35 protein-coding genes and 1 pseudogene are annotated in these 24,733 nt (G+C 65.7%); 15 read left to right on the top strand and 21 right to left on the bottom strand.

Annotation, left to right across the window (positions count from 1 at the left end; all coding sequences use genetic code 11):
* On the top strand, positions 1-774 hold a 774-nt coding region (locus ACPUER_RS12265; RefSeq protein WP_425131235.1), incomplete at its 5' end, for an ATP-binding protein.
* A 42-nt stretch (positions 775-816) separates the two neighbouring features.
* Here the strand turns inward: ACPUER_RS12265 and ACPUER_RS12260 are convergent.
* Complete coding sequence (locus tag ACPUER_RS12260; protein WP_011545926.1) at positions 817-1,083, bottom strand: hypothetical protein; 267 nt, start codon at positions 1,081-1,083, stop codon at positions 817-819.
* Between the two features lie 515 nt (positions 1,084-1,598).
* Here ACPUER_RS12260 and ACPUER_RS12255 point away from each other — a divergent pair.
* Together ACPUER_RS12255 and ACPUER_RS12250 are read left to right on the top strand one after the other, a co-directional pair.
* Positions 1,599-3,356, top strand: coding sequence for an ABC transporter permease (locus tag ACPUER_RS12255; protein ID WP_425131234.1), 1,758 nt, complete (start codon positions 1,599-1,601; stop codon positions 3,354-3,356).
* Between the two features lie 22 nt (positions 3,357-3,378).
* Positions 3,379-4,716 (top strand): AAA-associated domain-containing protein, encoded by a 1,338-nt coding sequence (locus tag ACPUER_RS12250; RefSeq protein WP_034184771.1) that lies wholly within the window; start codon positions 3,379-3,381, stop codon positions 4,714-4,716.
* Positions 4,717-4,782: 66 nt separating this feature from the next.
* Here ACPUER_RS12250 and ACPUER_RS12245 read toward each other — a convergent pair whose 3' ends face one another.
* Together ACPUER_RS12245 and ACPUER_RS12240 are read right to left on the bottom strand one after the other, a co-directional pair.
* Positions 4,783-5,277, bottom strand: coding sequence for a hypothetical protein (locus ACPUER_RS12245; protein WP_175749798.1), 495 nt, complete (start codon positions 5,275-5,277; stop codon positions 4,783-4,785).
* Positions 5,274-5,864 (bottom strand): hypothetical protein, encoded by a 591-nt coding sequence (locus ACPUER_RS12240; RefSeq protein WP_425131233.1) that lies wholly within the window; start codon positions 5,862-5,864, stop codon positions 5,274-5,276. The genes ACPUER_RS12245 and ACPUER_RS12240 overlap by 4 nt, the downstream gene beginning before the upstream one ends.
* A 246-nt stretch (positions 5,865-6,110) precedes the next feature.
* Between ACPUER_RS12240 and ACPUER_RS12235 the strand changes: the two genes are divergently transcribed.
* From ACPUER_RS12235 to ACPUER_RS12225, 3 genes are all read left to right on the top strand, one after another.
* Complete coding sequence (locus ACPUER_RS12235; RefSeq protein WP_175962816.1) at positions 6,111-6,308, top strand: hypothetical protein; 198 nt, start codon at positions 6,111-6,113, stop codon at positions 6,306-6,308.
* A 135-nt stretch (positions 6,309-6,443) separates the two neighbouring features.
* The gene (gene otsA / locus ACPUER_RS12230) at positions 6,444-7,865 is read left to right on the top strand and encodes an alpha,alpha-trehalose-phosphate synthase (UDP-forming) (protein WP_425131232.1); all 1,422 of its coding nucleotides are present in this window, start codon (positions 6,444-6,446) and stop codon (positions 7,863-7,865) included.
* On the top strand, positions 7,858-8,454 hold the full coding sequence (locus ACPUER_RS12225) for an AAA family ATPase (protein ID WP_175962817.1): 597 nt from the start codon (positions 7,858-7,860) through the stop codon (positions 8,452-8,454). Before otsA ends, ACPUER_RS12225 begins: the two co-directional genes overlap by 8 nt.
* Before the next feature lie 37 nt (positions 8,455-8,491).
* Here ACPUER_RS12225 and ACPUER_RS12220 read toward each other — a convergent pair whose 3' ends face one another.
* Complete coding sequence (locus tag ACPUER_RS12220) at positions 8,492-9,859, bottom strand: MFS transporter (RefSeq protein WP_175962818.1); 1,368 nt, start codon at positions 9,857-9,859, stop codon at positions 8,492-8,494.
* A gap of 185 nt (positions 9,860-10,044) precedes the next feature.
* Positions 10,045-10,425: a DUF5594 family protein gene (locus ACPUER_RS12215; protein ID WP_047898717.1), complete on the bottom strand. Its 381-nt coding sequence runs from the start codon at positions 10,423-10,425 to the stop codon at positions 10,045-10,047.
* 117 nt (positions 10,426-10,542) lie between these two features.
* Between ACPUER_RS12215 and ACPUER_RS12210 the strand changes: the two genes are divergently transcribed.
* Positions 10,543-10,944 carry a hypothetical protein gene (locus ACPUER_RS12210; RefSeq protein WP_175962819.1) on the top strand — a complete coding sequence of 134 codons (402 nt, stop codon included), beginning with the start codon at positions 10,543-10,545 and terminating at the stop codon, positions 10,942-10,944.
* 206 nt (positions 10,945-11,150) lie between these two features.
* Here ACPUER_RS12210 and ACPUER_RS12205 read toward each other — a convergent pair whose 3' ends face one another.
* Complete coding sequence (locus ACPUER_RS12205; RefSeq protein ID WP_175962820.1) at positions 11,151-11,474, bottom strand: hypothetical protein; 324 nt, start codon at positions 11,472-11,474, stop codon at positions 11,151-11,153.
* Between the two features lie 143 nt (positions 11,475-11,617).
* Here ACPUER_RS12205 and eco point away from each other — a divergent pair, with 143 nt between their 5' ends.
* Complete coding sequence (gene eco, locus ACPUER_RS12200; protein ID WP_174418134.1) at positions 11,618-12,118, top strand: serine protease inhibitor ecotin; 501 nt, start codon at positions 11,618-11,620, stop codon at positions 12,116-12,118.
* A gap of 33 nt (positions 12,119-12,151) precedes the next feature.
* Here eco and ACPUER_RS12195 read toward each other — a convergent pair whose 3' ends face one another.
* The gene (locus tag ACPUER_RS12195) at positions 12,152-12,766 is read right to left on the bottom strand and encodes a TetR/AcrR family transcriptional regulator (protein ID WP_072440861.1); all 615 of its coding nucleotides are present in this window, start codon (positions 12,764-12,766) and stop codon (positions 12,152-12,154) included.
* Between the two features lie 115 nt (positions 12,767-12,881).
* On the opposite strand from ACPUER_RS12195, the gene ACPUER_RS12190 reads away from it, so the two are divergent.
* A complete protein-coding gene (locus ACPUER_RS12190) occupies positions 12,882-13,622 on the top strand; it encodes an SDR family NAD(P)-dependent oxidoreductase (protein ID WP_425131231.1) in 741 nt (246 codons plus the stop codon).
* Positions 13,623-13,665: 43 nt separating this feature from the next.
* On the opposite strand, the gene ACPUER_RS12185 is transcribed toward ACPUER_RS12190, so the two are convergent.
* A complete protein-coding gene (locus tag ACPUER_RS12185; protein ID WP_425131230.1) occupies positions 13,666-14,037 on the bottom strand; it encodes a hypothetical protein in 372 nt (123 codons plus the stop codon).
* Positions 14,038-14,271: 234 nt separating this feature from the next.
* Here ACPUER_RS12185 and ACPUER_RS12180 point away from each other — a divergent pair, with 234 nt between their 5' ends.
* The 6 genes and pseudogenes from ACPUER_RS12180 to ACPUER_RS12155 all read left to right on the top strand — a co-directional run.
* Positions 14,272-15,630 (top strand): right-handed parallel beta-helix repeat-containing protein, encoded by a 1,359-nt coding sequence (locus ACPUER_RS12180; protein ID WP_425131229.1) that lies wholly within the window; start codon positions 14,272-14,274, stop codon positions 15,628-15,630.
* A 255-nt stretch (positions 15,631-15,885) separates the two neighbouring features.
* On the top strand, positions 15,886-16,863 hold the full coding sequence (locus tag ACPUER_RS12175) for a chromate resistance protein ChrB domain-containing protein (protein ID WP_347065683.1): 978 nt from the start codon (positions 15,886-15,888) through the stop codon (positions 16,861-16,863).
* Entirely contained in the window at positions 16,860-18,038 is a 1,179-nt protein-coding gene (locus ACPUER_RS12170; protein WP_425131228.1) for a chromate transporter, read from the top strand. The genes ACPUER_RS12175 and ACPUER_RS12170 overlap by 4 nt, the downstream gene beginning before the upstream one ends.
* Before the next feature lie 123 nt (positions 18,039-18,161).
* The gene (locus ACPUER_RS12165; protein ID WP_175962914.1) at positions 18,162-18,590 is read left to right on the top strand and encodes a chromate resistance protein ChrB domain-containing protein; all 429 of its coding nucleotides are present in this window, start codon (positions 18,162-18,164) and stop codon (positions 18,588-18,590) included.
* Positions 18,591-18,621: 31 nt separating this feature from the next.
* Positions 18,622-19,833: an MFS transporter gene (locus tag ACPUER_RS12160; protein ID WP_425131227.1), complete on the top strand. Its 1,212-nt coding sequence runs from the start codon at positions 18,622-18,624 to the stop codon at positions 19,831-19,833.
* Between the two features lie 129 nt (positions 19,834-19,962).
* Positions 19,963-20,243: pseudogene (locus ACPUER_RS12155) on the top strand (YncE family protein); the annotation flags it as partial.
* 248 nt (positions 20,244-20,491) lie between these two features.
* Here the strand turns inward: ACPUER_RS12155 and ACPUER_RS12150 are convergent.
* From ACPUER_RS12150 to ACPUER_RS12090, 13 genes are all read right to left on the bottom strand, one after another.
* Positions 20,492-20,791: a hypothetical protein gene (locus ACPUER_RS12150; protein WP_425131226.1), complete on the bottom strand. Its 300-nt coding sequence runs from the start codon at positions 20,789-20,791 to the stop codon at positions 20,492-20,494.
* A gap of 51 nt (positions 20,792-20,842) precedes the next feature.
* Positions 20,843-21,040 carry a hypothetical protein gene (locus ACPUER_RS12145; protein ID WP_425131225.1) on the bottom strand — a complete coding sequence of 66 codons (198 nt, stop codon included), beginning with the start codon at positions 21,038-21,040 and terminating at the stop codon, positions 20,843-20,845.
* 156 nt (positions 21,041-21,196) lie between these two features.
* Positions 21,197-21,997 carry a tyrosine-type recombinase/integrase gene (locus ACPUER_RS12140; RefSeq protein ID WP_425131224.1) on the bottom strand — a complete coding sequence of 267 codons (801 nt, stop codon included), beginning with the start codon at positions 21,995-21,997 and terminating at the stop codon, positions 21,197-21,199.
* 102 nt (positions 21,998-22,099) lie between these two features.
* Positions 22,100-22,297, bottom strand: a complete 198-nt coding sequence (locus ACPUER_RS12135) for a crAss001_48 related protein (RefSeq protein ID WP_425131223.1) — start codon at positions 22,295-22,297, stop codon at positions 22,100-22,102.
* A gap of 2 nt (positions 22,298-22,299) precedes the next feature.
* The gene (locus tag ACPUER_RS12130) at positions 22,300-22,530 is read right to left on the bottom strand and encodes a hypothetical protein (RefSeq protein ID WP_425131222.1); all 231 of its coding nucleotides are present in this window, start codon (positions 22,528-22,530) and stop codon (positions 22,300-22,302) included.
* Entirely contained in the window at positions 22,527-22,850 is a 324-nt protein-coding gene (locus tag ACPUER_RS12125; RefSeq protein WP_425131221.1) for a hypothetical protein, read from the bottom strand. Before ACPUER_RS12125 ends, ACPUER_RS12130 begins: the two co-directional genes overlap by 4 nt.
* Positions 22,850-23,383, bottom strand: coding sequence for a hypothetical protein (locus ACPUER_RS12120; RefSeq protein WP_425131220.1), 534 nt, complete (start codon positions 23,381-23,383; stop codon positions 22,850-22,852). Before ACPUER_RS12120 ends, ACPUER_RS12125 begins: the two co-directional genes overlap by 1 nt.
* On the bottom strand, positions 23,380-23,589 hold the full coding sequence (locus ACPUER_RS12115) for a hypothetical protein (protein ID WP_425131219.1): 210 nt from the start codon (positions 23,587-23,589) through the stop codon (positions 23,380-23,382). The genes ACPUER_RS12120 and ACPUER_RS12115 overlap by 4 nt, the downstream gene beginning before the upstream one ends.
* On the bottom strand, positions 23,586-23,768 hold the full coding sequence (locus tag ACPUER_RS12110) for a hypothetical protein (protein WP_425131218.1): 183 nt from the start codon (positions 23,766-23,768) through the stop codon (positions 23,586-23,588). The genes ACPUER_RS12115 and ACPUER_RS12110 overlap by 4 nt, the downstream gene beginning before the upstream one ends.
* Positions 23,765-23,980 (bottom strand): hypothetical protein, encoded by a 216-nt coding sequence (locus tag ACPUER_RS12105; RefSeq protein WP_425131217.1) that lies wholly within the window; start codon positions 23,978-23,980, stop codon positions 23,765-23,767. The genes ACPUER_RS12110 and ACPUER_RS12105 overlap by 4 nt, the downstream gene beginning before the upstream one ends.
* Positions 23,977-24,318 carry a hypothetical protein gene (locus ACPUER_RS12100; protein ID WP_425131216.1) on the bottom strand — a complete coding sequence of 114 codons (342 nt, stop codon included), beginning with the start codon at positions 24,316-24,318 and terminating at the stop codon, positions 23,977-23,979. Before ACPUER_RS12100 ends, ACPUER_RS12105 begins: the two co-directional genes overlap by 4 nt.
* Entirely contained in the window at positions 24,315-24,506 is a 192-nt protein-coding gene (locus ACPUER_RS12095) for a hypothetical protein (RefSeq protein ID WP_425131215.1), read from the bottom strand. The genes ACPUER_RS12100 and ACPUER_RS12095 overlap by 4 nt, the downstream gene beginning before the upstream one ends.
* 4 nt (positions 24,507-24,510) lie before the next feature.
* On the bottom strand, positions 24,511-24,723 hold the full coding sequence (locus tag ACPUER_RS12090; RefSeq protein WP_425131214.1) for a hypothetical protein: 213 nt from the start codon (positions 24,721-24,723) through the stop codon (positions 24,511-24,513).
* Between the last annotated feature and the right edge of the window lie 10 nt (positions 24,724-24,733).

Raw genomic sequence — 24,733 nt, 5'->3', positions numbered from 1 at the left:
CGCTTCGGCCGCGGGCAGCCGGTGCCGCCGCTGCGCGAGCGCGGCCCGCGCGAGCTGCGCCAGCTCACGCATGGCTTCAACCAGATGGTCGAGCAGGTGTCGCAGGCCGACAACGACCGCGCGGTGATGCTGGCGGGCGTTGCGCACGACCTGCGCACGCCGCTTGCGCGGATGCGCCTGCGCGCGGAAATGATGGACGACGCGCGCTTGCGCGACGGCGTCGTGCGCGACGTCGACTCGATGTCGCACATCGTCGATCAGTTTCTGGTGTTTGCGCACGGCGGGTCCGATCGCAGCGAGCCGGTGCCGGTCGACCAGGCGTGCGAGCGGATCGCACGCAGCTATCGTGCGGTCGCGCCGAACGCACCGACGGTCCAGACACGGCTCGACGCCGATCCGGGCTTCCGGCTGCCGACGGCGACGCTCGACCGGATCCTGTCGAACCTGCTGGACAACGCGCATGCGTACGGCGCGCCGCCCGTATTCGTCGAGACGGCGCGCACGCCAACCGGCTACGTGCTGGCGGTCAGCGACAGCGGCGGCGGGATCGCGCCGCGCGACCTCGCGGTCGCGACGCGGCCGTTCGTGCGGCTCGACCCCGCACGCGGCGGCAACGGCCACAGCGGGCTCGGGCTTGCGATCGTCGAGCGGCTCGTGCTCAGGCTGGGCGGGGCGTGCGACATCGGCAACCGCCCCGAAGGCGGCCTGCGCGTCGCGATGACGTTCCCGTTCGAGGTCGTGCCGAAGGACGAGCCCCACGCTCAGGCGGCGTAAGCGGCTGCGGCGCCTGCCCGGGCAGGCAAGCGCCGCGCGGCGTCATTCGCCGAACAGCGTGCCGAGCGTCTCGGCTGCGTTGCTGTCGATCGTGTTGTAGGTCACGGTGGTGGCCTCGAAGATGTAGACGGTCGTATAGCGGCCGAGGCGCTCCAGGATTTCCTCCTGCAGCGATTCCGGCACGACGTTCATGTTCAGGTACCATGCCGTCGACGACAGCCGCGTCTGGAACGACCCGTACTCCTGCATCAGTTCGTAGAACGCGTCGGCATCCTGATCGCGGCAGACGATCACCAAGTTTCCTGCCATTCCCTTCCTCCCGCTCGTCGGTCGATCCTCGAAGTCTGTTTACATGTGGAACGGGCATGCGTTGCCACGAGAACGGCTGCAACAGACCCTAAGGGCTAGTCCCGATCATACCCGCTTCGCGGTATCCGTCTGCTGACGCCCGACACGGTTTGCACACGCGTGCGGCGAGCGGGTTCACGGCCGGGCCGGATCACGGCATAATTCGGGCCTGCATGCCGGCCGAAGGACTGCGGCCGGGTTGCTCCGTCACGCGCACCCGCGGTCCGCCCCGCGGGCCGGGCACGATCCGTGCGCCGCCTGCGCCGTCCCCGGACGGTTGTACCTGAAATACAGGTTGGTGTAGTGTCGTGCCGTCGCGGGCCGACTCGACCGCGACCGCGCGGGGCGCAGCTTGCACGCACGGCGCATTGCGCCCGCGCGAGATCGTCAGTCAATCGAATTACCGCGCCCGTGCGCTTTGCCATGAATCAACATCGACTGCCGGCTTCGTTCGGCCTTACCGGGGAGGGCGCCTGATGGACGTCGGATTCTTCAATCCGAACCGGACCGCCAACGCGTCCGCATGGCGCGTTCTGCCGAACCGGTGGGACTTCATCGCGTTTCCGCTGATCATCTGCCTGATCGCGATGGCGGTCGTCGGTTTCCACGAAACGATGGCGCCGATCGGCGTGCTGCAGACGCAGAAAATCTCGCTCGATCCGTCGAACCTGCCCGAATACGCGTTGCGCACCACGTTGCGGATGCTTGCCGCGATGGTCGCGGCGCTCGTGTTTACGCTCGTCTACGGCACGCTCGCGGCCAAGAGCCGTCGTGCGGGCATGGTGCTGATCCCGATCCTCGACATCCTGCAGTCGGTGCCGGTGCTCGGGTTCATCTCGTTTACGGTCACGTTCTTCCTCGCGCTGTTCCCGAGCCGTGTGCTCGGCGCGGAGCTTGCGGCGATCTTCGCGATCTTCACGAGCCAGGCGTGGAACATGACGTTCAGCTTCTACCAGTCGCTGCGCACGGTGCCGCGCGATCTCGACGAAGTGTCGCGGGGCTTCCACCTGACGTCCTGGCAGCGCTTCTGGAAGCTCGAGGTGCCGTTCTCGATGCCGGGCCTGATCTGGAACATGATGATGTCGATGTCGGGCGGCTGGTTCTTCGTCGTCGCGTCGGAGGCCATCACGGTCGGCAACCAGACGATCACGCTGCCGGGAATCGGTGCGTATCTCGCGCAGGCGATCTCGGAGAAGAACTTCGGCGCGATCGGCTGGGTGATCCTCACGATGACGGTCGTGATCCTCGCCTATGACCAGTTCCTGTTCCGCCCGCTCGTCGCGTGGGCCGACAAGTTCCGCATGGAGAACACGAGCTCGGGCAATGCGCCGGAGTCGTGGCTGCTCGACCTCGTACGCCGCACGCGCCTGATCCATCAGTTGCTCGTGCCGGCCGGCTGGTTCTTCGCCAAGGCGGCGCGGATTCCGCTGCGCCTGCCGCTGTCGGGTGCGATGCGCTTCACGCTGCCGCGCGTCGAGAAGAAGGCGTCGCGCACGGTCGACATCGCCTGGGCGGCCCTCGTGCTGATCGGCACGGCCTATATCGTGTGGCGGGTCGTCAGTTTCGTTTCGACCGGCGTGACGATGGCCGAGGTCGGCCATGTGCTCATGCTCGGGCTCATCACGCTGCTGCGCGTGGTCGTGCTGATCGCGATCGCATCGGTGATCTGGGTGCCGATCGGCGTGTGGGTCGGGCTGCGCCCGAGGCTGGCCGAGAAGCTGCAGCCGCTCGCGCAGTTCCTCGCCGCGTTCCCGGCCAACCTGCTGTTCCCGGTGTTCGTGATCGTGATCGCGCGCTTCCACCTGAACCCCGATATCTGGCTGTCGCCGCTGATCGTGCTCGGCACGCAGTGGTATATCCTGTTCAACGTGATCGCCGGCGCAACGTCCTACCCGAACGACTATCGCGAAGCGGCGACGAACTTCCGCATCCGCGGCTGGCAGTGGTGGCGGCAGGCGATCCTGCCCGGCATCTTCCCGTACTACGTGACCGGCGCGATCACCGCATCGGGCGGCGCGTGGAACGCGAGCATCGTGTCGGAAGCCGTGCAGTGGGGCAACACCAGGATCGAGGCGCACGGCCTCGGCGCGTACATCGCGCAAACGACCGCCGCCGGCGACTTTCCGAAGATCATCCTGGGCATCGCCGTGATGTCCCTGTTCGTCACCCTGTTCAACCGTCTGCTGTGGCGTCCGCTGTATGCCTTCGCCGAAGCGAAGCTGCGGCTCGACTGAGACCGATTGAGAGCGAAACGCGATGCACAATCCGAATGCTGTAAACGCCCCCGTCCAGACGTCCCAGCCGCCGCGCCTCGGCGAGGAAATCCTGCGCGTCGATCACGTCTGCCGCGGCTTCAACAAGACGCAAGGCGAGCTGCTGGTGCTCGACGACGCGAACCTGTCGCTGCGCGAAGGCGAGATCGTCGGGCTGCTCGGCCGCTCCGGCTCGGGCAAGTCGACGCTGCTGCGAATCATCGCCGGGCTGATCGAGCCGACCGGCGGTGAAGTGACCTACCTCGGCCAGCCGCTGCGCGGCCCGGCCGAAGGCGTCGCGATGGTGTTCCAGACCTTCGCGCTGTTCCCGTGGCTCACCGTGCTGCAGAACGTGGAGGCCGGCCTCGAAGCGCTCGGCGTCGGCGCGCGCGAGCGGCGCGAGCGCGCGCTGGCCGCGATCGACCTGATCGGTCTCGACGGTTTCGAGAACGCGTACCCGCGCGAGCTGTCGGGCGGCATGCGCCAGCGCGTCGGCTTTGCGCGCGCGCTCGTCGTCGATCCGACGATCCTGCTGATGGACGAGCCGTTCTCGGCGCTCGACGTGCTGACGGCCGAGACGCTGCGTACCGACCTGCTCGACCTGTGGACGCAAGGGCGGATGCCGATCAAGTCGGTGCTGATCGTCACGCACAACATCGAGGAAGCCGTGTTCATGTGCGACCGGATTCTCGTGCTGTCGTCGAATCCGGGCCGCGTGATCGCCGAGATCAAGGTGCCGTTCAAGCACCCGCGCAACCGGCTCGATCCGGCGTTCCGCAAGCTCGTCGACGATATCTACGCGAAGATGACGGCCCGCCAGACCGGCGAGGCGACGAAGAAGGGGCTCGAGCTCGGCAGCTGGCTGCCGCAGGTGTCGACCAACCTGATGGCCGGCCTGATCGAAACGCTCGCGATGGCGCCGTACCACGGCCGCGCCGACATGCCGGAAATCGCGCGCACGCTGCATCTGGAAGTCGACGATCTGTTCCCGATCGCCGAAGTGCTGCAGTACCTCGGTTTCGCGGACGTGCGGGAAGGCGACGTGTTCCTGACGCCGCCGGGGCGCGTGTTCGCCGAGTTCGGCACGCAGGAGCGCAAGCTGATGTTCGCGGATCACCTGCTGAAGCACGTGCCGCTCGCCGCACGGATCAAGAAGGTGCTGAACGAGCGTCCGGGCCATCGTGCGCCGCGCGTGCGCTTCGAGCAGGAGCTCGAGGATTCCCTGTCGGACGGCGCGGCCGAGGAAACGCTCGACGCGGTGATCGACTGGGGCCGTTACGGCGAGATCTTCTCGTACAACGACCAGACCGAGATCTTCAGCCTCGAGGACGTCGAGTCCTGATCGATCGCGCCGGGCCGTGCGGCCCGGCAGCCGCGTGCGCCGCGCGTCATGCAGCGCATCGCCCCGTTACTGCAAATTGCCCCAGCGGTCGACGGCCGGTTCGGCCGACGCCCACTTCCAGTGCGTGCCTTGCTGGCACGCATTCGCGAAATACCAGTCGGCCTTGTCGCCGTCCTTCACCGAGAACGCGAATTCCTTGCACAGCGCGAGCGCCGACGAGTACGCGCGCGTGACGCGCACCTCGCCTTCGCCGTTTTCCAGCGGCAGCGTGTTCTTCACCTTCCACGGTTTCACTTCGCCGACGGCCAGGCTGCCGGCCGCCTTCGCGATCGCGTCCTGCTGGTTCTGATGGAGCTGCTTCATCGTGCGGTTGACGGCCTCGTCGGTCGCGGCCTGCACGGCAATCCCGACGCCGACGCCGACCGCCGGGTTCGCGGTGACGAGGCCCGTCGCCGCGCCGGCGAGCGCGCCGCTCGCCGCGCCGACCGACCCGCAGCCCGATAGCGTGGCCGCCGCCGCGCAAAGCGCGCCGATCGCCGCGATACGGATCGCGACGCTCATTGCAGCGCGCCCCAGCGTTCGGTTGCCGGTTCGGCCGACGCCCATTTCCACACGGGACCGTCGCGGCAGATGGTGGCGACGTAGAACGCCGATTGCGCAGCCTTGTCGGGCTTCGCGGGCGTGTCGACCGCGAACACGATTTCCTTGCAGTCGAGCGGACCGACGCTGATCGTCCGGCTGACCGTCACGCGGCCCTGCTCGTCGTCCTCGATCGGGAACGAGTGGTGCGTCGACCACGGCGCGACGCCGCCCACGTCGAGCGGGCCGGCCGCCTTCGCGATCTGTTCCTGCGTGTAGCGGTGCGCGACGCGCTGCGAGTACTGGACGCCCGCACGCGCGCCGGCCACGGCGCCGAGGCCGATGCCCGTCGCGACGGCGGCGTTGTTGGTGACCTTGGAAGCGATCGCGGCGCCCGCGATACCGGCACCGGCTGTCGCGCCTTCGCTGTATAGCGAGTTGCAGCCGGACAGCAGTGCGGCCGTGGCGAGTGCGGCCAGCACGACGCGCGCCGGCACGGTCCGGTGCGACGATTCGAAACGAATGTTCATCCCTGAATGCAAGTCCTGTCTGGGTGAGCGGCGACGCATGCGCGCCCCATGCCGCGTCATTGTTTCGCAATTGTCATAGGAAAAATGCAAAGCTTTGACAAATCGCCGGACGGCATGTCGCGCGTGCGCGCGGCGCTATTTTCGGACAGGTGGCTGACGAGGGGTCGAAACGTTACAAATTGAAGGTAATTGTTACCTTGGCGTGCGAGGAACCGACCTAGACTGTTTTGTTATGGAATGTTTCTACGACGGCTTCGAGCCGCACCGCATATGAGACACCCAGCCATGCGTCGTTCGAAACGGTTTTCGCACCGGCCATCCGACGCGGGGGCAGACCACCCGCGTCCGCAGACCGACGCACCACCCGCACCGCCTGCCGGTGCGCCCGGCGAGACGCCGTCCGACGGCGATCACAACCAGGGCGGCGCCCGCCCGGAAGGGCTCGACTATCAACGCGACCTCGGCCAGGAACAGGACGCTTGATCCCGTCGTCGCATTCCGCTGCCGCATTTCATTGCATTTCTCGGAACTGAATTGCCGCGCGGCCGCCTTCGGGCCGCCGCGTCCGCCTTGGCGCGCGCGCCGCGCCAGTCAATCGAATCGAGGAGGGGAAGCCGCATGAGCAGATTGATCGTGGTATCGAACCGTGTCGCCGCCGGCGAGGACACGCGCCCGAGCGCGGGCGGCCTCGCCGTCGGCGTGATGGACGCGCTGAAGGAAACGGGCGGCGTCTGGTTCGGCTGGAACGGCGAGATCGTCGGTGCGCCGGACGCCGAGCCCGCGATCCAGCGGGACGGCAACGTGACCTACGCGACGGTCGGGCTGACCCGGCGCGACTACGACCAGTACTACCGCGGTTTCTCGAACGCGACGCTGTGGCCGGTGTTCCATTACCGCGGCGATCTCGCGCGCTTCGACCGGCAGGAGTACGCAGGGTATCTGCGCGTGAACGCGATGCTCGCGAAGCAGCTCGCCGCGCTGCTGCGGCCCGACGACCTGATCTGGGTGCACGACTATCATCTGCTGCCGTTCGCGCATTTCCTGCGCGAGCTCGGCGTGAAGAACCCGATCGGCTTCTTCCTGCACATCCCGTTTCCGTCGCCCGACATGCTGCGCCTCGTGCCGCCGCACGAGGAACTCGTGAAGTTCATGTGCGCGTACGACGTCGCGGGCTTCCAGACCGATGCCGACAAGCAGGCGTTCACCGACTACATCGAGCGGCGCGGGATCGGCGCGGCGAGCGAGGACGGGATGCTGCACGCGCACGGCCGCGTCGTGAAGGTCGCCGCCTATCCGATCGGCGTGCATCCGGACGCGATCGCGCAGGCGGCCGTCCAGTACGGCGCGCGCAAGCCGGTGAAGATGCTGCGCGAGGCGCTCGACGGCCGCAGGCTCGTGATGAGCGTCGACCGCCTCGATTATTCGAAGGGGCTCGTCGAGCGCTTCCAGTCGTTCGAGCGGATGCTCGCGAACGCTCCGGGCTGGCAGGGGCGCGTGTCGCTCGTGCAGATCGCTCCGCCGACGCGCTCCGACGTACAGACCTACCAGGACATCCGCGAAACGCTCGAAGGCGAAGCCGGCCGAATCAATGGCCGTTTTTCGCAGCTCGACTGGACGCCGATCCAGTACCTGAACCGCAAGTACGAGCGCAACCTGCTGATGGCGTTTTTCCGGATGTCGCAGGTCGGCTACGTGACGCCGCTGCGCGACGGGATGAATCTCGTCGCGAAGGAATACGTCGCGTCGCAGGATCCGGCCGATCCGGGCGTGCTCGTGCTGTCGGAGTTCGCGGGTGCGGCGGCCGAGCTGACCGGCGCGCTTCTCGTCAATCCGTACGACCTGTCGCAGATGGCCGAGGCGCTCGAGCGCGCGCTGTCGATGCCGCTCGCGGAGCGGCAGGCGCGTCACGAGGAGAACCTCGCGCGGTTGCGCGAGAACGACCTGTCGGTCTGGCGCGATACGTTCGTCGCCGACTTGCGCAGTGTCGCGGCGGCCGTATCGGTCACGCAGCGCGCGGGCCGGCGGGTCGCGCATGCGTGAGTTCGTGCACGGAGCCGGGGCCGGGGGCGATGACGCGACCGGCGATGCCACCGGCCGTTTCTTCGTCGTGACGGGCGGCCCGGGCTCGGGCAAGAGCACGTTGCTCGACGCGCTCGAGCGCGCCGGTTTCGCGCGCTCGCAGGAGGCCGGGCGAGGCGTGATCCGCGACCAGGTGGCCGTCGACGGCCACGCGCTGCCGTGGCGCGACCCGGCAGCGTTCGCCGAGCTGATGCTGAGCTGGGAGATGCGCTCGTACCATCTCGCGCGGCACGCGCGCGGGCCCGTGTTCTTCGACCGCGGCGTGCCGGACGTGGTCGGCTACCTGCGGCTGACGGGGCTGGCCGTGCCCGCGCACGCGGAAGCCGCGGCGCGCCGTTTCCGTTATCACCGGCGCGTGTTCATCGCGCCGCCCTGGCCGGACATCTATGTGCAGGACACCGAGCGCCGGCAGGATTTTGCGGAAGCCGTGCGCACCTACGACGCGATGGTCGATTGCTATACGGCGTACGGGTACCGGCTGATCGAGTTGCCGCGCGTGAGCGTGAAGGCGCGCGTGCGCTTCGTGATGGACGCGCTCGACGCCGCATGACGCGCGTGTGCGTCCGTGTGTGCGGTGCGCGTTGGTGTCAGGCCGCCGCGTCCGGCCGCGGCGACGCGATACGCAGCATGCTCACGACCGCGGCCACCGCCGCGAAGGCCGTGGCGACATAGAGCGCGACCGTCGGCCCGCGATCGGGCGCGAGCCCGAAAATCAGCGCGACGAGTGCGGCGCCGAACGTCTGGCCGGTGAGCCGTGCGGTGCTCAGCATGCCGCCGGCGCCGCCGCTGCGCTCGCGCGGCGCCGACGACAGCATCGCGCGGTTGTTCGGCGACTGGAACAGCCCGAAGCCCGCGCCGCACAGCGCCATCCGCCACACGATGTCGACGGTGCCCGGGTGCGCGCCGATCGTCGCGAGCGACAGCAGCCCGGCCGCGAACAGTGCGAGCCCGATCCCGCCGAGGATGCCGGCCGAATAGCGGTCGGACAGCACGCCCGCGAGCGGCGCGGCGAACACGATCACGAGCGGCCATGGCGTCATGTACAGGCCGGTCTCGACCTGCGAGAAGCCGAGCGAATTCTGCAGCCAGAACGGCAGCGCGACGAACGCGAGCATCTGCGACGTGAACGACGCCGTCGACGTATAGACCGACAGCGCGAACATCGGGATGCGCATCAGGTCGACGGGCAAAAGCGGCGCCGGCTGCGACAGCTGGCGTTTCACGAAGAAGTAGCCGACGACGAACGCGACGATCAGCTCGGCCGCGACGTACGCATGGCGTTCGCCGTGGCCGAGCCCGTCGACGGCCGTGATCAGCAGGCCGAACACGCACGCGTTCATTAGCGCGCTCGGGAAATCGTACGGCGCGTCGTGCAGCGGGTTGGCCGGCAGCGCGCGCAGGCTGCCGAGTACCGCGGCGATGCCGATCGGCACGTTGACCGCGAACAGCCACGGCCACGACGCGAACGACAGGATCGCGGACGCGACCGTCGGCCCGATCGCGGACGACAGCGCGACCACCATCGCATTGATCGACAGCCCGCGCCCGAGCATCGACGACGGGTAGATCATCCGCACGAGCGCCGCGTTGACGCTCATGATGCCGGCCGCGCCGAAACCCTGGATCACGCGCATCACGGCCAGCATCGGCAGCGAGCCGGCGAGTGCGCAGCCGAGCGACGCCGCGGTGAACAGCGCGAGCCCGGCGATGTAGATGCGGCGATAGCCGATGCGCTCGCCGAGCGACGCGAGCGGCAGCAGCGTGATCGTGACCGCGAGCTGGTACGCGTTGACGATCCAGATCGACGCGGCGTCCGATGCGTGCAGGTCGCGCGCGATCGTCGGCAGTGCGACGTTCGCGATCGCGCCGTCGAGCACGGCGAGCGTGATGCCCAGTGCGACGCAGACGATCGCCCAGTAGCGTTGCGGAAGCGGCAGGCCGGTATCGGCGTTCATGACGGGAGCGAAAGGGCGGTTGTCCGCGCGCCCGGTTGCCGGTTGCGTGCGCAACCATGCGAAAGGGCGGAGGCGGCGATGAACGGCCCGGCCCGCGCGGCTGCGCCGGACCGGGGCCGGTCGAGTGTATCACCGGGCCGCATTGCGCGACGCCGGCCTGCGCGGCTGCCGGCCGGCGCGGGCACTCAGCCTTCGAAGTCGAGGCCGCCGAGCCGCACGAGCGGGTCGGCCTGCGTGCGCGACGCGAGATCGATGTCGCGTGCGCCCTGCCACGCGCCCAGCTTTTTCGGCAGTGCGGCCAGGTAGTGTTCGAAGCGCTGCGGGCCGTCCGGCTCCATCAGCCGCTCGATTTCGTCGGTGTCCCAGGTCAGTTCGAGATTCAGCGGATGCACGAAGCCGCTCACATGCTCGTGCGGCGCGCTGCGGATCTGTACGCGCGTCGGGTGCCCGTGCCCGCCGTACGGGACGACGTCGGTCAGCACGTGATCGGCGAAGAAGGCGGCGATTGCCTGCGCGATGCGCGGCGCGAATTCGGTATCGAAACGGCGGGCGGTTTCGGGCTGCATGAAGGCGTCTCCTGTGTGCCGAAAATCGTAGCACGGCGGTGACGCGTTTCGGCGTGCGCGATACGCGTAATGGCGCGTTACCACTTGCTGCATCTATTACGGCCGCGTGCCGCCACAATGCATCGCATCCAGTACCACTTCGCGTGGGAGTCCATCATGAAAAAGATTGCCGCAGTGTGTGTCCTCGCCGGTTCGCTCGCCGTGGCGGGCCCGGCGTCAGCGCATGGCCGCGACGGCGGCGCCGTCATCGGCGCGTTGATCGGCGGCGCGGTGCTGGGCGCGATCGTGACGTCCGCGATGAATCCGCCCGTCGCGTACCAGGCGCCCGTGTACCAGGCACCGGCCTATCAGCCGCCGACGTACTATCAGGCGCCTGCGTACCAGCAGCCTGCCTATCCGACCTACCAGCAGGCGGAGTACCAGGACGACGGCCCGAACTATTGCTACGACCGCTACCAGCGCGCGTATCGGTGCGGTGCGCCGGTGTCGCGCGGCTACGCGCAACCGGCCGGCTGGTAGGCAGGCCGGGCAGGCGGGTGCGCGACGCGTGATCGGGTTCGGTGCCGGCTGGCCGGCACCCACTGAAGTTTGCTTTGCCGGACCGGACGACAAAAGGCCCTCGCTTTTACGCGAGGGCCTTTGTTTTTCCGCGCCCGTCCGTTCGTCCGCGTGACGTGCCGGCCGTCGGCGGGCCGTGCGCGGATACAAACGGTTGCAAATGTGCGTCAGTGGCGATGGCCGCCGCCGCCTTCGCCGCGCCCCCAGCCGTCGTTCCAGTCGCCGCGGCGTCCGCCGCCGCGCCCCCAGCCGTTGCCGCGATCGCCGCGATCGCCGTCCCAGCGATGGTAGTCGCGCCGGCCGCGATCCCAGTCGCGCCCGCCGCCACCGCCCCAGATGTTGACCGTGCCGTACACGGGGGAAGGGCCGTACGCGTAGCCGGGATCGGAATAGTAGGGCTGTCCGTAGCCGTATCCGTATCCGGCGTCGGGAGCGACGACGCAGCCGGCCAGCAGGGTCGCGACGCCGGCGGCAGCAATGAGCTTCAGCATGATGTTCTCCGTTGGTTGCTCTATAAGTACCGCGCGCGGGGATTGCCGGCTGTTCGGAATTGTGTCGTCAAATTACAGCGCCGTAAGGTCTCGCGACGAAAGTGTTAGCATCCGGGGCTCATTTGTTTTTCAGGAGCACATCGATGAAATTCGCGATCCGGGCCGCGCTGGCCGCTTTTTGCGTCACGACTGCCGCCGCGTGCGTGGCCGGCCCCGCATCGGCGCCCGCCGTGCCGGCCGAGTCGATCAAGATGTTTCCGCAAGCAGCGGCCGGCCAGCAGCGCGTCGTGATCGCGCTGCCCGCGCTCGAGAACGAGGGCGATGCGCGCGTCGAGCTGATGATCGGCAAGACGCTGCAGACCGACTGCAACCAGCAGTGGTTCGGCGGCGAGCTGACCGCCGAGGACGTGAAGGGCTGGGGTTATACGTACTACCGGCTTACCGACGTGAAGGGGCCGGCATCGACGCTGATGGCGTGCCCGGGCCAGGCGCCGCAGCAGCGGTTCGTGCAGGTGCGCGGCGACGGCCAGCTGCTGCGCTACAACAGCCGCCTGCCGCTCGTCGTGTATGTGCCGGACGGCTTCGAGGTGCGCTATCGCGTGTGGCATGCGTCGAAGGACGTGCAGCACGCGGCGAAGCAGTAACGTGCCGGCTCGCGCGGCTTCGGCGTCCTGCGGCTAGACGCCGCTCGCGCCGACGAGCGCCGGCCACGCGGCCAGCGCGGCCTGCGCGATCGCCTCCAGATCGCGACGGCTCGCGCCGTCGCGCGCCTGGATCGACATCCCCTGTTGAACCGTCACGTAGTACCGCGCGATTGCGTCGAGGTTCGCGTGCGCCGCGATCTCGCCGGTCGCGACACCTTGCCTGAGGCGCTCGCGCAGCGCTTCGACCGTGCTTTCGCGCATCGCGATCAGCGTTTGCCGGACGGTGTCGGAACGCTCGGCCGGGTGCAGCGCCGACAGCACGATCAGGCAGCCGGCCGGCTTCGACCGCCGCGTGAACACGCGCGCGGTATCCATCAGGTAGTTCCGCATGGCGTCGTGCGCGCTGCCGGCCTGTTCGACGCCGTCCCAGATTTCCCGTCCCTCCGTTGCGCGGTAATGCTCGAGCGCCTGCCGGAACAACGCTTCCTTGCTGCCGAACGCCGCATACAGGCTCGGTGACGCAATGCCCATCGCGGCCGTCAGGTCCGCCATCGACGCACCCTCGTAGCCGAGCCGCCAGAACACCTCCATTGCGCGATCCAGCGCCGCCTCCTTGTCGAAGCTTCTCGGTCGGCCCCGTTCAGCCATTGCATCCATCCCTTCGTCGATATCTGTATCGATCGATAAAATAATTCAATTGACAGCGCCGCGCAACTTGCCACATTCTGTATCGACCGTTACATAAATGAGGAAAGGAACGAACATGAATCGACTTCAGGGCAAGCGTGCACTTATCACGGGCGGCAGCCGCGGCATCGGCGCGGCCATCGCGAAACGGCTGGCGGCCGATGGCGCGGACGTCGCGATCACTTACGAAAAATCTGCCGAGCGGGCGCAGGCCGTCGTCGCCGGCATCGAGGCGCTGGGTCGGCGCGCCGTCGCGATCCAGGCCGACAGCGCCGATCCGGCAGCGGTGCGCAACGCGGTCGATCGTGCCGCGGAAGCGTTCGGCGGTCTCGACATCCTCGTGAACAACGCAGGGATCTTCCGTGCAGGCGCGCTGGACGACCTCACGCTCGACGATATCGACGCGACGCTGAACGTGAACGTGCGCGCGGTGATCGTCGCTTCGCAGGCGGCGGCGCGGCATCTCGGGGAGGGCGGGCGCATCGTGTCGACCGGCAGTTGCCTCGCGACGCGCGTGCCCGATGCGGGGATGAGCCTCTATGCGGCGAGCAAGGCCGCGCTGATCGGCTGGACGCAGGGGCTCGCGCGCGATCTCGGGCCGCGCGGCGTCACGGTCAACATCGTGCATCCGGGGTCGACGGATACCGACATGAATCCGGCCGACGGCGAACATGCCGGTGCGCAGCGTTCGCGGATGGCGATTCCGCAGTACGGCAAGGCCGATGACGTGGCGGCGCTCGTTGCGTTCGTCGTCGGGCCGGAAGGGCGGTCGATCAACGGAACCGGGTTGACGATCGATGGCGGCGCGAACGCGTAAATGCCGATGCCCGGCGTGATTTGGCCGGGCGGCGTTGCGTTCGTTATCGGCAGCCGAGCCGTCGATGCTCGGTTTCCAGGTCGGCCCGCTTGTCGTAAGCGCGCAGTTCGTTGCGCGGCTTGCCGTCCGGGCCGATTCCGCGCACGATTTTCTGGCCGCGGTCGGGTGCATGCATTACAGCATCGATGCCGGCGGCCAGTTCCCTGCAGCGTGCGTCGGGGGAAGCGTTTTCCGGGCGCGGTGCTGCTGCGCCGGTGATGTTGGCGATGCCCGGGCTGACGTAGCGCTGCTTCGCGTGCGCGGTGCCGGATGTGGTGCCGGTATCGGCGGCGTTCGCCGTGCAGGTCAGGGTCGAAAGCGCGGCCAGTGCCGCGATCGTTCGAATCATGGTCCGGTCCTTGGGTCCGTTGTACATGCAAAGGTTCGGGATTCTACGCAATGCCCGGTGCGTGTCCGTGGCGATCGGGCAAAGTGCGATCGCATGTCGCATGTCATGGAGATGAATCGAAGGGGACCGCCAACGGTGTGCGCGTGAGGCGCACAGCGCCGCCGGTCGGGCGAAGGCGTTCATTTACAAAAACGCCGGGCGTACTTACGATGAGGGCACCTCGGGCTCGCAAGAAATCGTATGCGTACAGTCGATCGAGTGATGCTTGCCGCGCTTTGCCTTGGCGTCACCGCGTGCGGCGGCGACAACAACAGTGCCGCGCCGGCAACGCAGACGGTTGCGAGCACACCTGCATCCGCCGCCGAGCCTGTCAGCGCGGCATCCGGCACGACGCCCTCGTCGACGAATCCCGTCAGCCCGGCGCCGGCGGCCAGTCCGGCCGGCACGACGCCCGGCGCGACGCTTTCACCCACCCCCGGCGCAAATCCTGTTCTCGTCGCGGACGTAACGGTCTTTCCGGCCGCCGACGGCAGCGACCAGGCCGACGCGCTGCAAAAGGCATTCGACAGCCTGAAGGCGGGCCAGCGCCTGGTCATCGCGCCGGGCCGCTACGTCGTCGGGCATTCGCTCGCGGTGACCGTGCCCCGGGTGGTGATTTCCGGATACGGCGCGACGCTGGCCGCCACGAATCCGGCCGACCAGACCATCGTGATGAGCGGCACCGGTTCGACGCTCGTGGGCGTGACGCTGGCCGGCACCGGCACGACGCGGCTCACGACGCCGGCGTCGACCAAGGTCGAGGTGACGGGGGCGGGCGTCCAGGTGCTTCGCGTGACGATAGACGGCGGCGCCAGTGGCGGGATCTTCGTGTTCGGCGGCAGCGGCGTCGCGATCGTCGGCAATACGGTTCGTGCGACGCTTGCCGACGGCATCCATACGACCTACGGTTCGACCAACGTGCTCGTGCAGAACAATACGGTGACGGGCACCGGCGACGACCTGATCGCCGTCGTCAGCTATGTCGGCGACGGCCGCGTCAACAGCAATGTGCTGATCGACCATAACGCGGTGTCCGGCAACGCGTGGGGGCGCGGCATTTCGGTGGTCGGCGGCCAGGCCGTGACGATCTCGAACAACACGGTCGACGGCGTGCAGAAGGCGGCGGGCATCCTCGTTGCACAGGAGGACAGCTGGAAGACCTACGGCGTGTCGAACGTGGTGATCACCGGCAATGCCGTGACCAACATCCAGAATTCGAATGTGAACAACGGATTGCAGCCGACGCAGCAGGCGGCGATCGAGCTCGACACGTGGACGGGAACGGTCGCGGACGTCGCGGTGACCGGCAACCGCGTGTCCGGCTCCGGTTATGCGGGTTTCCGGGCGTATGGAAACGTGTGCTCGTTCAGTGTGACGGGCAATACGTTCTCGTCGATCGCAGGCTTGCCGGTGTCGCTGTTGTCGCGCGGTTGTGCGGCGAGCCAGATCGTCGTCGACGCGAACCGGCTGGGCGACGGCAGTGTGCTGGCTCGGCCGTCAGGCGCGTCGGCGACGGGGGCGTTTACCGTGACGGGGGCGAATGCGAGTCTTATGCCGCAGGTGCGGACGGGAGTGATGTGAGGAGCGGGGCCGGGATTCGGCGTGGGGACGGGTACGGTCGCCTGATGGCGTTCTGCGTGCGCGGTTCCGGCAGATCTCTCGGCTGTAAAGGGTCTTGCGGCGATATCCGACCATGGATGCCAACACAAATGCCAACCGGCGACAGAGCATGGGCAGGGTAGGTCGAACGACAGCGACCGGTCCGTTCCCGTGGTCATGGATTCATCATCAAAGGTAGGCTTGTAGAGGTAACTACAACGAAGTAGCATTTAATACATGAATGCTATCTCTGCCTGGTCGATCCTCGTTCTGACCCTTCCCACCCAGAACGCTACGGCCCGCATGCGGGTCTGGCGCGCGCTCAAGGCGAAGGGTTGCGCCGTGCTGCGCGACGGCATCTACCTTCTGCCCTGCACGGAAGAGCATGAAGGGGCGCTGCGCGAACTCGCGGGCGTGATTGCCGAAAGCGGCGGCACCGCTCACCTGTTACGCGCGCCGAGTCTTGACGCGTCGCAGGAGCTGGAATTCCGAATGCTCTTCGATCGCGGAGAGGATTACGCCGCCTTCATCCAGACACTGACCGAAGCCCGCAAGACGCTCGCCGGACAGTCCGCCACGGAACTCACGCGCCTGCTTCGCCGCGTACGCAAGGATTTCGACGCTATCAGGGCGATCGACTACTTCCCGGACGACGCGGCCACACGTGCCGAAGTCGCGCTGCAGGATTTCGTCGCTCTTGTCGACACCGTGCTGTCGCCGGGCGAGCCGCACGCTGCAGAGCGCGCCATCCGCCTGCTCGCGATCGACGAATACCAGGGGCGCAAGTGGGCGACGCGACAGCGCATGTGGGTCGATCGCGTCGCCAGCGCGTGGCTGATCCGCCGCTTCATCGACCCGCGTGCGCACTTCATCTGGCTCGCGTCGTCTTCCGATTGCCCGGCTGACGCGCTGGGCTTCGATTTCGATGGTGCTGCATTCACCCATGTCGGCGAACGCGTCACGTTCGAGGTCCTGCTCGCGAGTTTCGGGCTCGATCAGGATTCGGCACTGCTGCGGCTCGGGGAGATCGTGCATTCGCTCGATGTAGGCGGTCCCGCCGTGCCCGAGGCGATCGGCTTCGAGGCCGTGATGGCCGGCACGCGTCAACGCACGGAAAACGACGATCAGCTGCTGGAGCAGATGAGTGCGGTGCTTGACTCGCTCCATGCGCACTTCGCGTCGAACGGAAAGAACGAAACCGGGGGACGGCCATGACCACGACGGTGACGACAAACGCGCCGGGTTACTCGCTGGGCCAGCTGGTCGGATACATGTTGCGACTCGGTGCGCTGGGCTTCGGCGGCCCCGTCGCGCTCGCCGGATACATGCGCCGCGATCTCGTCGAGCGGCGAGGGTGGATCACGGAAGCGGACTACAAGGAAGGCATCACACTCGCGCAGCTCGCGCCCGGGCCGATGGCTGCCCAGCTCGCGATCTATCTGGGGTTCGTCCACTATCGCCTCCGTGGCGCGACGCTCGTCGGATTCGCGTTCGTGCTGCCGTCGTTCCTGATGGTGCTCGCGCTCGGGTTTGCCTACTCGCACTTCGGCGGGCTGTCGTGGATGCAGGCGGTTTTCTATGGCGTCGGGGCTGCGGTGGTCGGCATCATCGCGATGAGCGCGTACAAGCTCACGACGAAAACCGTCGGCAACGACAAGCTGCTTTGGGCGATCTTCATCACTCTGGCTGCCGTGACCTTCATCACGGAATCGGAAATCGCGTGGCTCTTCATCGTCGCCGGCCTGATCGGCTGGCTGTGGCGTGCTCCGCCCAAATGGCTGAACAAGAGCGGGTTGAATGCGCTCGCCGGCGCCAATCTACCGGCGGCCAGCGGCATGCTGAGCGGCATCGATTTCCCGCAACTCGTACAGATCGGCGCGTTCTTCGCGAAAGCGGGTGCGTTCGTGTTCGGCTCCGGGCTCGCGATCGTGCCGTTCCTGTACGGCGGCGTCGTGACCGAGCATCACTGGCTCAACGACAAGCAGTTCGTCGACGCGGTCGCGGTCGCGATGATCACGCCCGGCCCGGTCGTGATCACGGTCGGCTTCATCGGATATCTGGTGGCGGGGCTGCCCGGCGCGATCGTCGCCGCGCTCGGTACGTTCCTGCCGTGCTATCTGTTCACGGTCATTCCCGCACCCTACGTGAAGAAGTACGGCCATCTGCCGAGCGTCAAGGCGTTCGTCGACGGCATCACGGCGGCTGCCGTGGGTGCGATTACGGGCTCAGTCCTCGTCATCGCGAAGCGCTCGATTGTCGACATTCCAACCGCTGTTCTCGCCATTGCAACCGTTCTGCTGTTGTGGCGTTTCAAGAAGCTGCAGGAACCGGTAATCGTCACTGCGGCGGCACTCTTCGGGCTGGTGGCCTACCCGTTGCTGCACCATTGATTTGCATGGTGCGGCGGCGATCAAGACGCACCGGACGACATGCGTTCGGTGGTGAGCGAGGAAGACGACGGCCGACCGTGCGGTGGTGTCGGCGTACCCACTTCGCTAGACAGGAGAAGCGCCATGAAGTGGATTACGCGTGAACGACCGAAGATCGATCGCATCGCATGCCCATGGTTGATCGCCCGGTTTATCGACGACGCTCCGGAATTTCTCTACGTCCCGGGCGCGGACGTACTGCGATTGGCGGACGAAACGGGCGCGGTTCCCTACGACGTGCCCGGCGTCGAGCTTGGCCACCACGGCGAGCGTTGCAGCTTCGATGCGTTTCTCGACAAGTATCGACTGAATGACCCGGCGCTGCTCGAACTCGCCGGGATCGTGCGCGGCGCGGATACCGGACGGCTCGATCTCGCGCCGGAAGCCACCGGCCTGTACGCGATCTCGATTGGCCTTTCCACGAACTTCGCAGACGATCACGAGCAACTGCGGCACGGCATGGTGATGTACGACGCGCTCTACGCGTGGTGCCAGCGTGAGGCACGTGCCTAGCAGCCGGTTCGCGTCGTCGCTTGCCGGTCGGATGCTGCCGGCGGGCGCGGACCGGGCCGCATCGCTCGTCCTCGCAAGCCGCGGCATGCGCGGTTTCTGCGATGGATTCATTGCCGTGCTGCTGCCTGCGTATCTGCTGTCGCTCGGGTTTTCGCAACTGGACGTCGGCTTGATCAGCACCACGACGCTGATGGGCTCCGCGATCGCGACGATCGCAGTCGGCATGCTGGCGAGCCGCTTCACGCAGCGGCGCATGTTGACGCTCGCGGCGGCGTTGATGGCCGCAACGGGCATCGGCTTCGTGAGCTTCGCCACGTTGTGGCCGCTGCTCGTCGTCGCCTTCGTCGGCACGCTCAATCCGAGTTCGGGCGATGTCAGCCTGTTTCTGCCGCTCGAACAGTCGCGTCTGGCGGAAGCCGCCGGCGGCGACGTTCGCACTGCACTGTTTGCACGATACAGCCTCGTCGGGGCCGTATCGGCGGCGGTCGGCTCCCTGACGGCAGGACTGCCGATCTGGGTTGCGTCGCATACCGCAATCACGGCGCTCGGCGCGATGCGCGGCATGTTTCTCGTCTACGCGGTGACGGGCGTCATCGTCTTCATGCTGTATCGGCGATTGCCGCGCGCCGATGCCCGCGCGTCGAAGGCGGCGCCCCCGCTCGGCCCGTCGCGCCCCATCGTCATGCGGCTTGCGATGCTGTTCAGCGTCGATGCGTTCGCGGGCGGTCTCGTCGTCAACTCGCTGTTGTCGCTGTGGTTGATGCAGTGCTTCGGACTCTCGATCGCCGCTGCTGGCCAGTTCTTCTTCTGGGCAGGCCTGCTCTCGGCCGGCTCGCAGCTTGCGGCCGCGCCGCTATCGCGCAGGATTGGCCTGCTGAACACCATGGTGTTCACGCATATCCCGTCGAGCGTCTGCCTGATTGGCGCCGCTTTCGCGCCGTCGCTGCCGCTTGCGTTAGCGCTGCTGCTGATGCGCAGCGCACTTTCGCAAATGGATGTGCCGACGCGAACCGCCTACGTGATGGCGGTCGTCACGCCTTCGGAGCGCCCGGCAGCAGCCAGCTTTACGTCTGTTCCGCGTAGCCTCGCAGCCGCTGTCGCGCCGACGTTGGCCGGCGGCTTGTTCGGTCTTGGCTGGCTCGGTGCCCCGCTGGTCGTATGCGGCGCACTGAAGATCGCGTATGACCTGTCGCTGCTGGCAGCTTTTCGACAGGTCAAACCAGACGACGACCGGGCGCGGTAATGCTGCCACGGTCGAACGACAAAGAAGCGAGGATCCATGCAAGGCGACGCATTGATGCGAAACCTGCGCGCTTCCTGTCAACTCATGTCGATGGAAGGCTCACGGTGATTGTGCTGCGGGCGACGACGTCTCGATACAAGCCGCAACCTGCTTTTTATCGCTCATCGCGGCGACGGAGAAGTGATTGCTTTCGATACGCGTGCGTTACGCGCGATCGCACGGATCGCAGACGTATCGTCGGTGCATGGCGTGCTTGCCGCTCCGGGACTATCGCGCATATGTGCATCTGCAACCGGTACCGACGAGATCGTCGCGATCGACGCCGCGATACCGAAAATCGGCGCGCGCATGTCGGGCGGGCAGTACCCGGACGGTATGCCTATGCGCCCGACGCGCGCAAGCTGTACGTACCAGCAAAAATTCCAACACTTTTTCCGGTTGCCGCTGAGCAACCTTGGGTAACGCTGGGAGCTAGCGCGCCGCCGGACAGGCCTGAGGGGGATTTCTCGTGAGTCTTGGGGATGGTCGGAAGCTTGGCTGGTCCCCCCGACAGGGGCAGGGCATGCAGAAGAATCCTGTGGATTCAAGGGCTTAAGAGGAATCACAACGGGCCAGTGATAACTGGAAGTGTGCCGTTGTGATACCTCTCAAGCAGTCCTTACTTTGCACCGTGCTTCTCTAGTAATTCGTCGGCAAGTTTGTTTGCAGCTCGATCAAGGAAAACCTGCATCGACTTGATGCCCCCGACGTTCTCCGTGATCCACTTAACCTTGAGGTACAACTCCGGATCGAACTTGAAGTTGTATCCCATCTTTTGTTGGTTCTGTACGACCTCAGGGTTCTCCCAAGGAAACCTCGCCTTACGTGTGGCTTCTTGACGTGCAAGGTCCTGCAGGCGTGCAATCTCAGCTTGTGCCGCTGCCAGTTGTTCTTCTACGGACTGATTGGCCTTGGTCATTATCGTGTTCTCTAGGTAAGGTCTAAACTCGGTTGTACTGTACAATCTCGTTCAAACAAAATCAAGCGCTTCCAGGTAATTCTTGCACTGCACCACCTTACCCAGGTCGTCCCAGGCGTGCTCAAAGGTGTTGTACAGGCATTTCGCGACCCCATCCAGAGCGATACAGTAGGGGAACTCTTCCGTATCCTGGGTTTTCGTGAGGGTAACTTCCGTACCGTCCTGCAGTTGCAATCTCATCTGATGCATGGTTCCCTTCTGGCCTTCAGTGTTTTTTTTGCTTGTTACGTTCTGTAACAGGTGGGTAGATGATTGTAGCGCCTGCACTGTATGTTTATCCAGTATGTCCCCTAGTTGTTACAAATATTACTTTACTATTACTCAGACGTTTACACTTTGCCGCCGCTACCGGACAGCCGACAGAAGGTCGTCGTCCGAGATGTGCGCGTAACGCATCGTCGTCTCGATCTTTCGATGCCCTAGTAGCTTCTGAACCATCGCGATGTTCCCCGTTCGGGCCAGCGTGCGGGTCGCTGCCGTGTGGCGCAGAGCATGCAGAACGAAGTCCTCGTCATCCTCCAGGCCCATGGCCGACCGGAGCCGCTCCCACACCTGGCGCAGCCTATTCTCGTTGAGTCGGAAGGGCAGACCGACCGCCAGCGCAGCCTCGGCGCGTTCCGTCAGCGGCACTGAGCGAGCCTTCTTCGTCTTGTTGACCCACAGGCGCACCCAGGGACCATCGACGTCCTTGGGTTGCAGCTTTAGCAGCTCGCCCCGGCGCATCCCCGTGTCCAGCAGGACCTCGACGAAGCGGACCATCTCCAGCTCGTCCCAGCAGTACAGGAAGAAGAACATCTGCTGCTCCTCTTCGGCCGTAATCCACCGAACGCGGCCCTCGTCCTCAGTCTTCCAGGCGAACTTGGGCATCTTGACGAGCCACTCGCGGTCGTGGGCGTACTTCAGCACGCTGTGGACGTTCGTGAGCTTGCGGTTGACCGTGGAGTCCGCAAGGGTGCCGGCAACCTCGTTAACGAAGTCGTCGATAGTCGTCGTCCGAATCTCGTCCAGCGGCAGATCACCGACCACCTTGATGAAGTGTTCAACATTACGGTACGCAGTCAACTCATACGCTTTGCCACGCCACAACGCACGGCCGGCAACTCGGAGGAGTTCCGTGATGTTCTGAGGGGTCTTGGTCGGTTTCATGTCGGCTCCGTTTGGTATGATTGCATAGTACAAGATTGTACAAGTCAGTGCAATGGGTGAGACGAAAAAATCCCCAAGCCGGGGAGGCCTGGGGGTTGGGGGTCACGCGGTGAAGCGTTGGATTCGGGTGCCGAGGACGGCCGAGAGGCCTTCCATCAGGTGCTGCTGGTGACGAAGGAGTTCCTGGTCGATGTAGTCGAGGTCGCGGAAGGTCAGGGATAGAGTGAACTGCTGCAGGCGCTCGATGCGCTCGTCCAGCTCGGCCTTTTCTTCGACCACACGCTGTTGGTGTGCTTGCATGGTTATCGGTGGATGGGGAGACACTGCATCTGCAGGGCGTGGCTGTCGGACTGGCGGGCCACGTAGCAGACGTTGTTGTTCTTCAGATCGACGATCACGTCCAGGGAGTCGCTCCACTGGAGGCTGTGCGTCGGAAGGTTGTGCTTGTCCGTGTCGACCAAGCGGTCGTCCGCATGCGCCAAGCTGGCACCCAGGGACACCGCCAGGACGGGGAGGATTACGAGGTTCTTCATGCGATGGTCCTTCGGATCTCGTCCGATACAACTGCTGCGATCTGGTGGCTGAGGGATGCGATGACGTGCCGGCGGAAGGCTTCCTGGTCCTTGCATTCCAGGTAGGTCGGAACGCTCACGTCGCAGCCCAGGATCTCGCCGTTGATCATGACCTCGAGGCGGTAGGTCTCATTCTCGGCCCAGCGCTGCCGCACCGGGTACGAGGGACCGCCCGGGAAGTCGCAGTGCGTGGTGTAGACCGGGCGCTGCACCTTCTCCCACTTGCGGATCGGGATCCGTACGCGCGGCTCGGCGTAGTAGGCTCGTTCGCGGATTCCCATCAGTACACCACCACTTCGTCGTCGATCCAGATGTCGAACGGGTCGTAGAACCACACGCCGTAACCACACAGGCTCAGGATCAGCAGGATGAAGAGGATCAGCAGGAACACGTCCATGGCGCTCCACAGACTCGACTGCACCGGAACGACGCCGACGGGCGCATGCTGACCATAGGAGTCCGAAACGTCAACGCCCGGAGAAACGGTCGGCAGGACCACCGGAGCGCTGTAGATCGGGCGATGGATGATCACGGCAGGGCGTGGGGCCACATAGATCGGACGCGGGGCAACCACGACGGCACGCGGACGCACGACGACGACGACCGGGCGGGGCGCTACGTACACGCGCGGCGCCGAGTAGACACGCACGCTGCTGTACGAGCTGAACGAACGGGCCGACGAGAACGAGGCACGACCACCGCTGAAGCTCGCTGCATGGGCCTGATGCGGCAGCGCGATGGCGCCGATGATGGTTGCAACGACGAGAATTGCTGCGAGCAGCGCGTATAGGTGGTCACGCAGGTACTTGATCATTTGAAATTCCTTGTGTTGAGTTCGGTGACCCAGAAGCCATCGGCGTTCTTTGCCATGCCTCGGTCGGTCATTTGAAGCGGGGTAAGGCACCGTCGCGGGTTCTCTTCGTTCCCGAAGTCCCCACGGCGATGCTTGTCGAATGCCTTGGTGCTGTTGAAGTGCTCGCCGCAGCCTCGGCACTGGTTGCGGTCGCCGGTCAGCTTCATGCTCCCATCCTGTCGGGGTTGGTGCGCCAGGAGTCGCTAGCAGCCTGGCGCTCGAGTTGGGCGATCTTCCGCTTCATGGCGTCGTATTCGTCCAGCGGAATCGTTACCGTCAGCGTGGTGTCCTTTTTGTAACCGCTCGGGCCAAAGGAGTACGCTGCCAGTGCGTCCTTGGTATTCATTTGCGCATCTCGCGGTGGAGTGCCCACCGGAGGCGCGTGGCGAGAATCTGGATCTCCTTGGCCATCTGGTAGACGTTCTGGTTGACTTGGTTGGACCGAGTGATCTCGTCGAACTGCACGATCCGTCGAGCCAGGTCGATCTGGATCTCGACCGACATGGTTTCGTCGGTGATTCCCAGCTCCTGGTAGATTTCGTGGACGTCCTTGATCACTCGGATTCCTCGCGGAGCGCCTCAAGGGCGTAGTCGTAGCCTTCCCAATTGTCGACGCCAGCCGACTTCAGGGCCTCCAGGAACTCCTGGTCCTTCAGCATCGATTCGTGGTCGGCCACCGACAGCACGACGGCATCGCCTTCGACCACCAGCTTCACCGGGACTACCTTCCATTCCTTGCCACACCGGGCGCGGGCCTTGGCCTCGCTCAGGTACAGGTGCGGAGCTGCCGAGGTTCCCGAGGGGCCACCACGGAACGTGCCCACGGCGGGACAGTAGTCGCTCACCGGCTCGGCAGCGCGGACGATTGCCCAATACGTGTCTTGGTTGCGTTTCATTTCACGGCCTTGAAGAATTTATCGAAGAAGTCCGCAGGGACCCAGCTCGAGTGGTTGTTGAAGCTGGGGATCTCAGCGAGGTACCCGGGGGTGTTGTCGTCCAGGCTCTTGCCCTGCGTCGACGCGTACTCACCGCGCGTCATCGGTTGGGCGTTCACGAAATAACCCCCGTAGTACTGCTGATTCATCGCTTCAGGCCTCCAGGCGGTCGATGGCCGCGAGCAGGTCCGGGAATGCCTCGTCGATGCGCAGGTCTGCCAACTCGGGACCGGCTGCGTCCAGCTCTGCGTTGAACGCGTGGACGGTCTCAGCTTCGGCCTGCGTCGCATCGCGGCGTTGTTCGTGGACAGACTGCATCAGTTGCGTCAGGACGATGGCCTTCAGCATCAGCTTGGTGTTCTTCATGTTCTCTTCT

The organism is Burkholderia sp. DN3021 (assembly GCF_049805555.1).
Taxonomy (GTDB): Bacteria; Pseudomonadota; Gammaproteobacteria; order Burkholderiales; family Burkholderiaceae; genus Burkholderia; species Burkholderia pyrrocinia_C.
The sequence above is the reverse complement of the archived record's forward strand: the minus strand, read 5'-3'. Positions and strand labels throughout refer to the sequence as shown.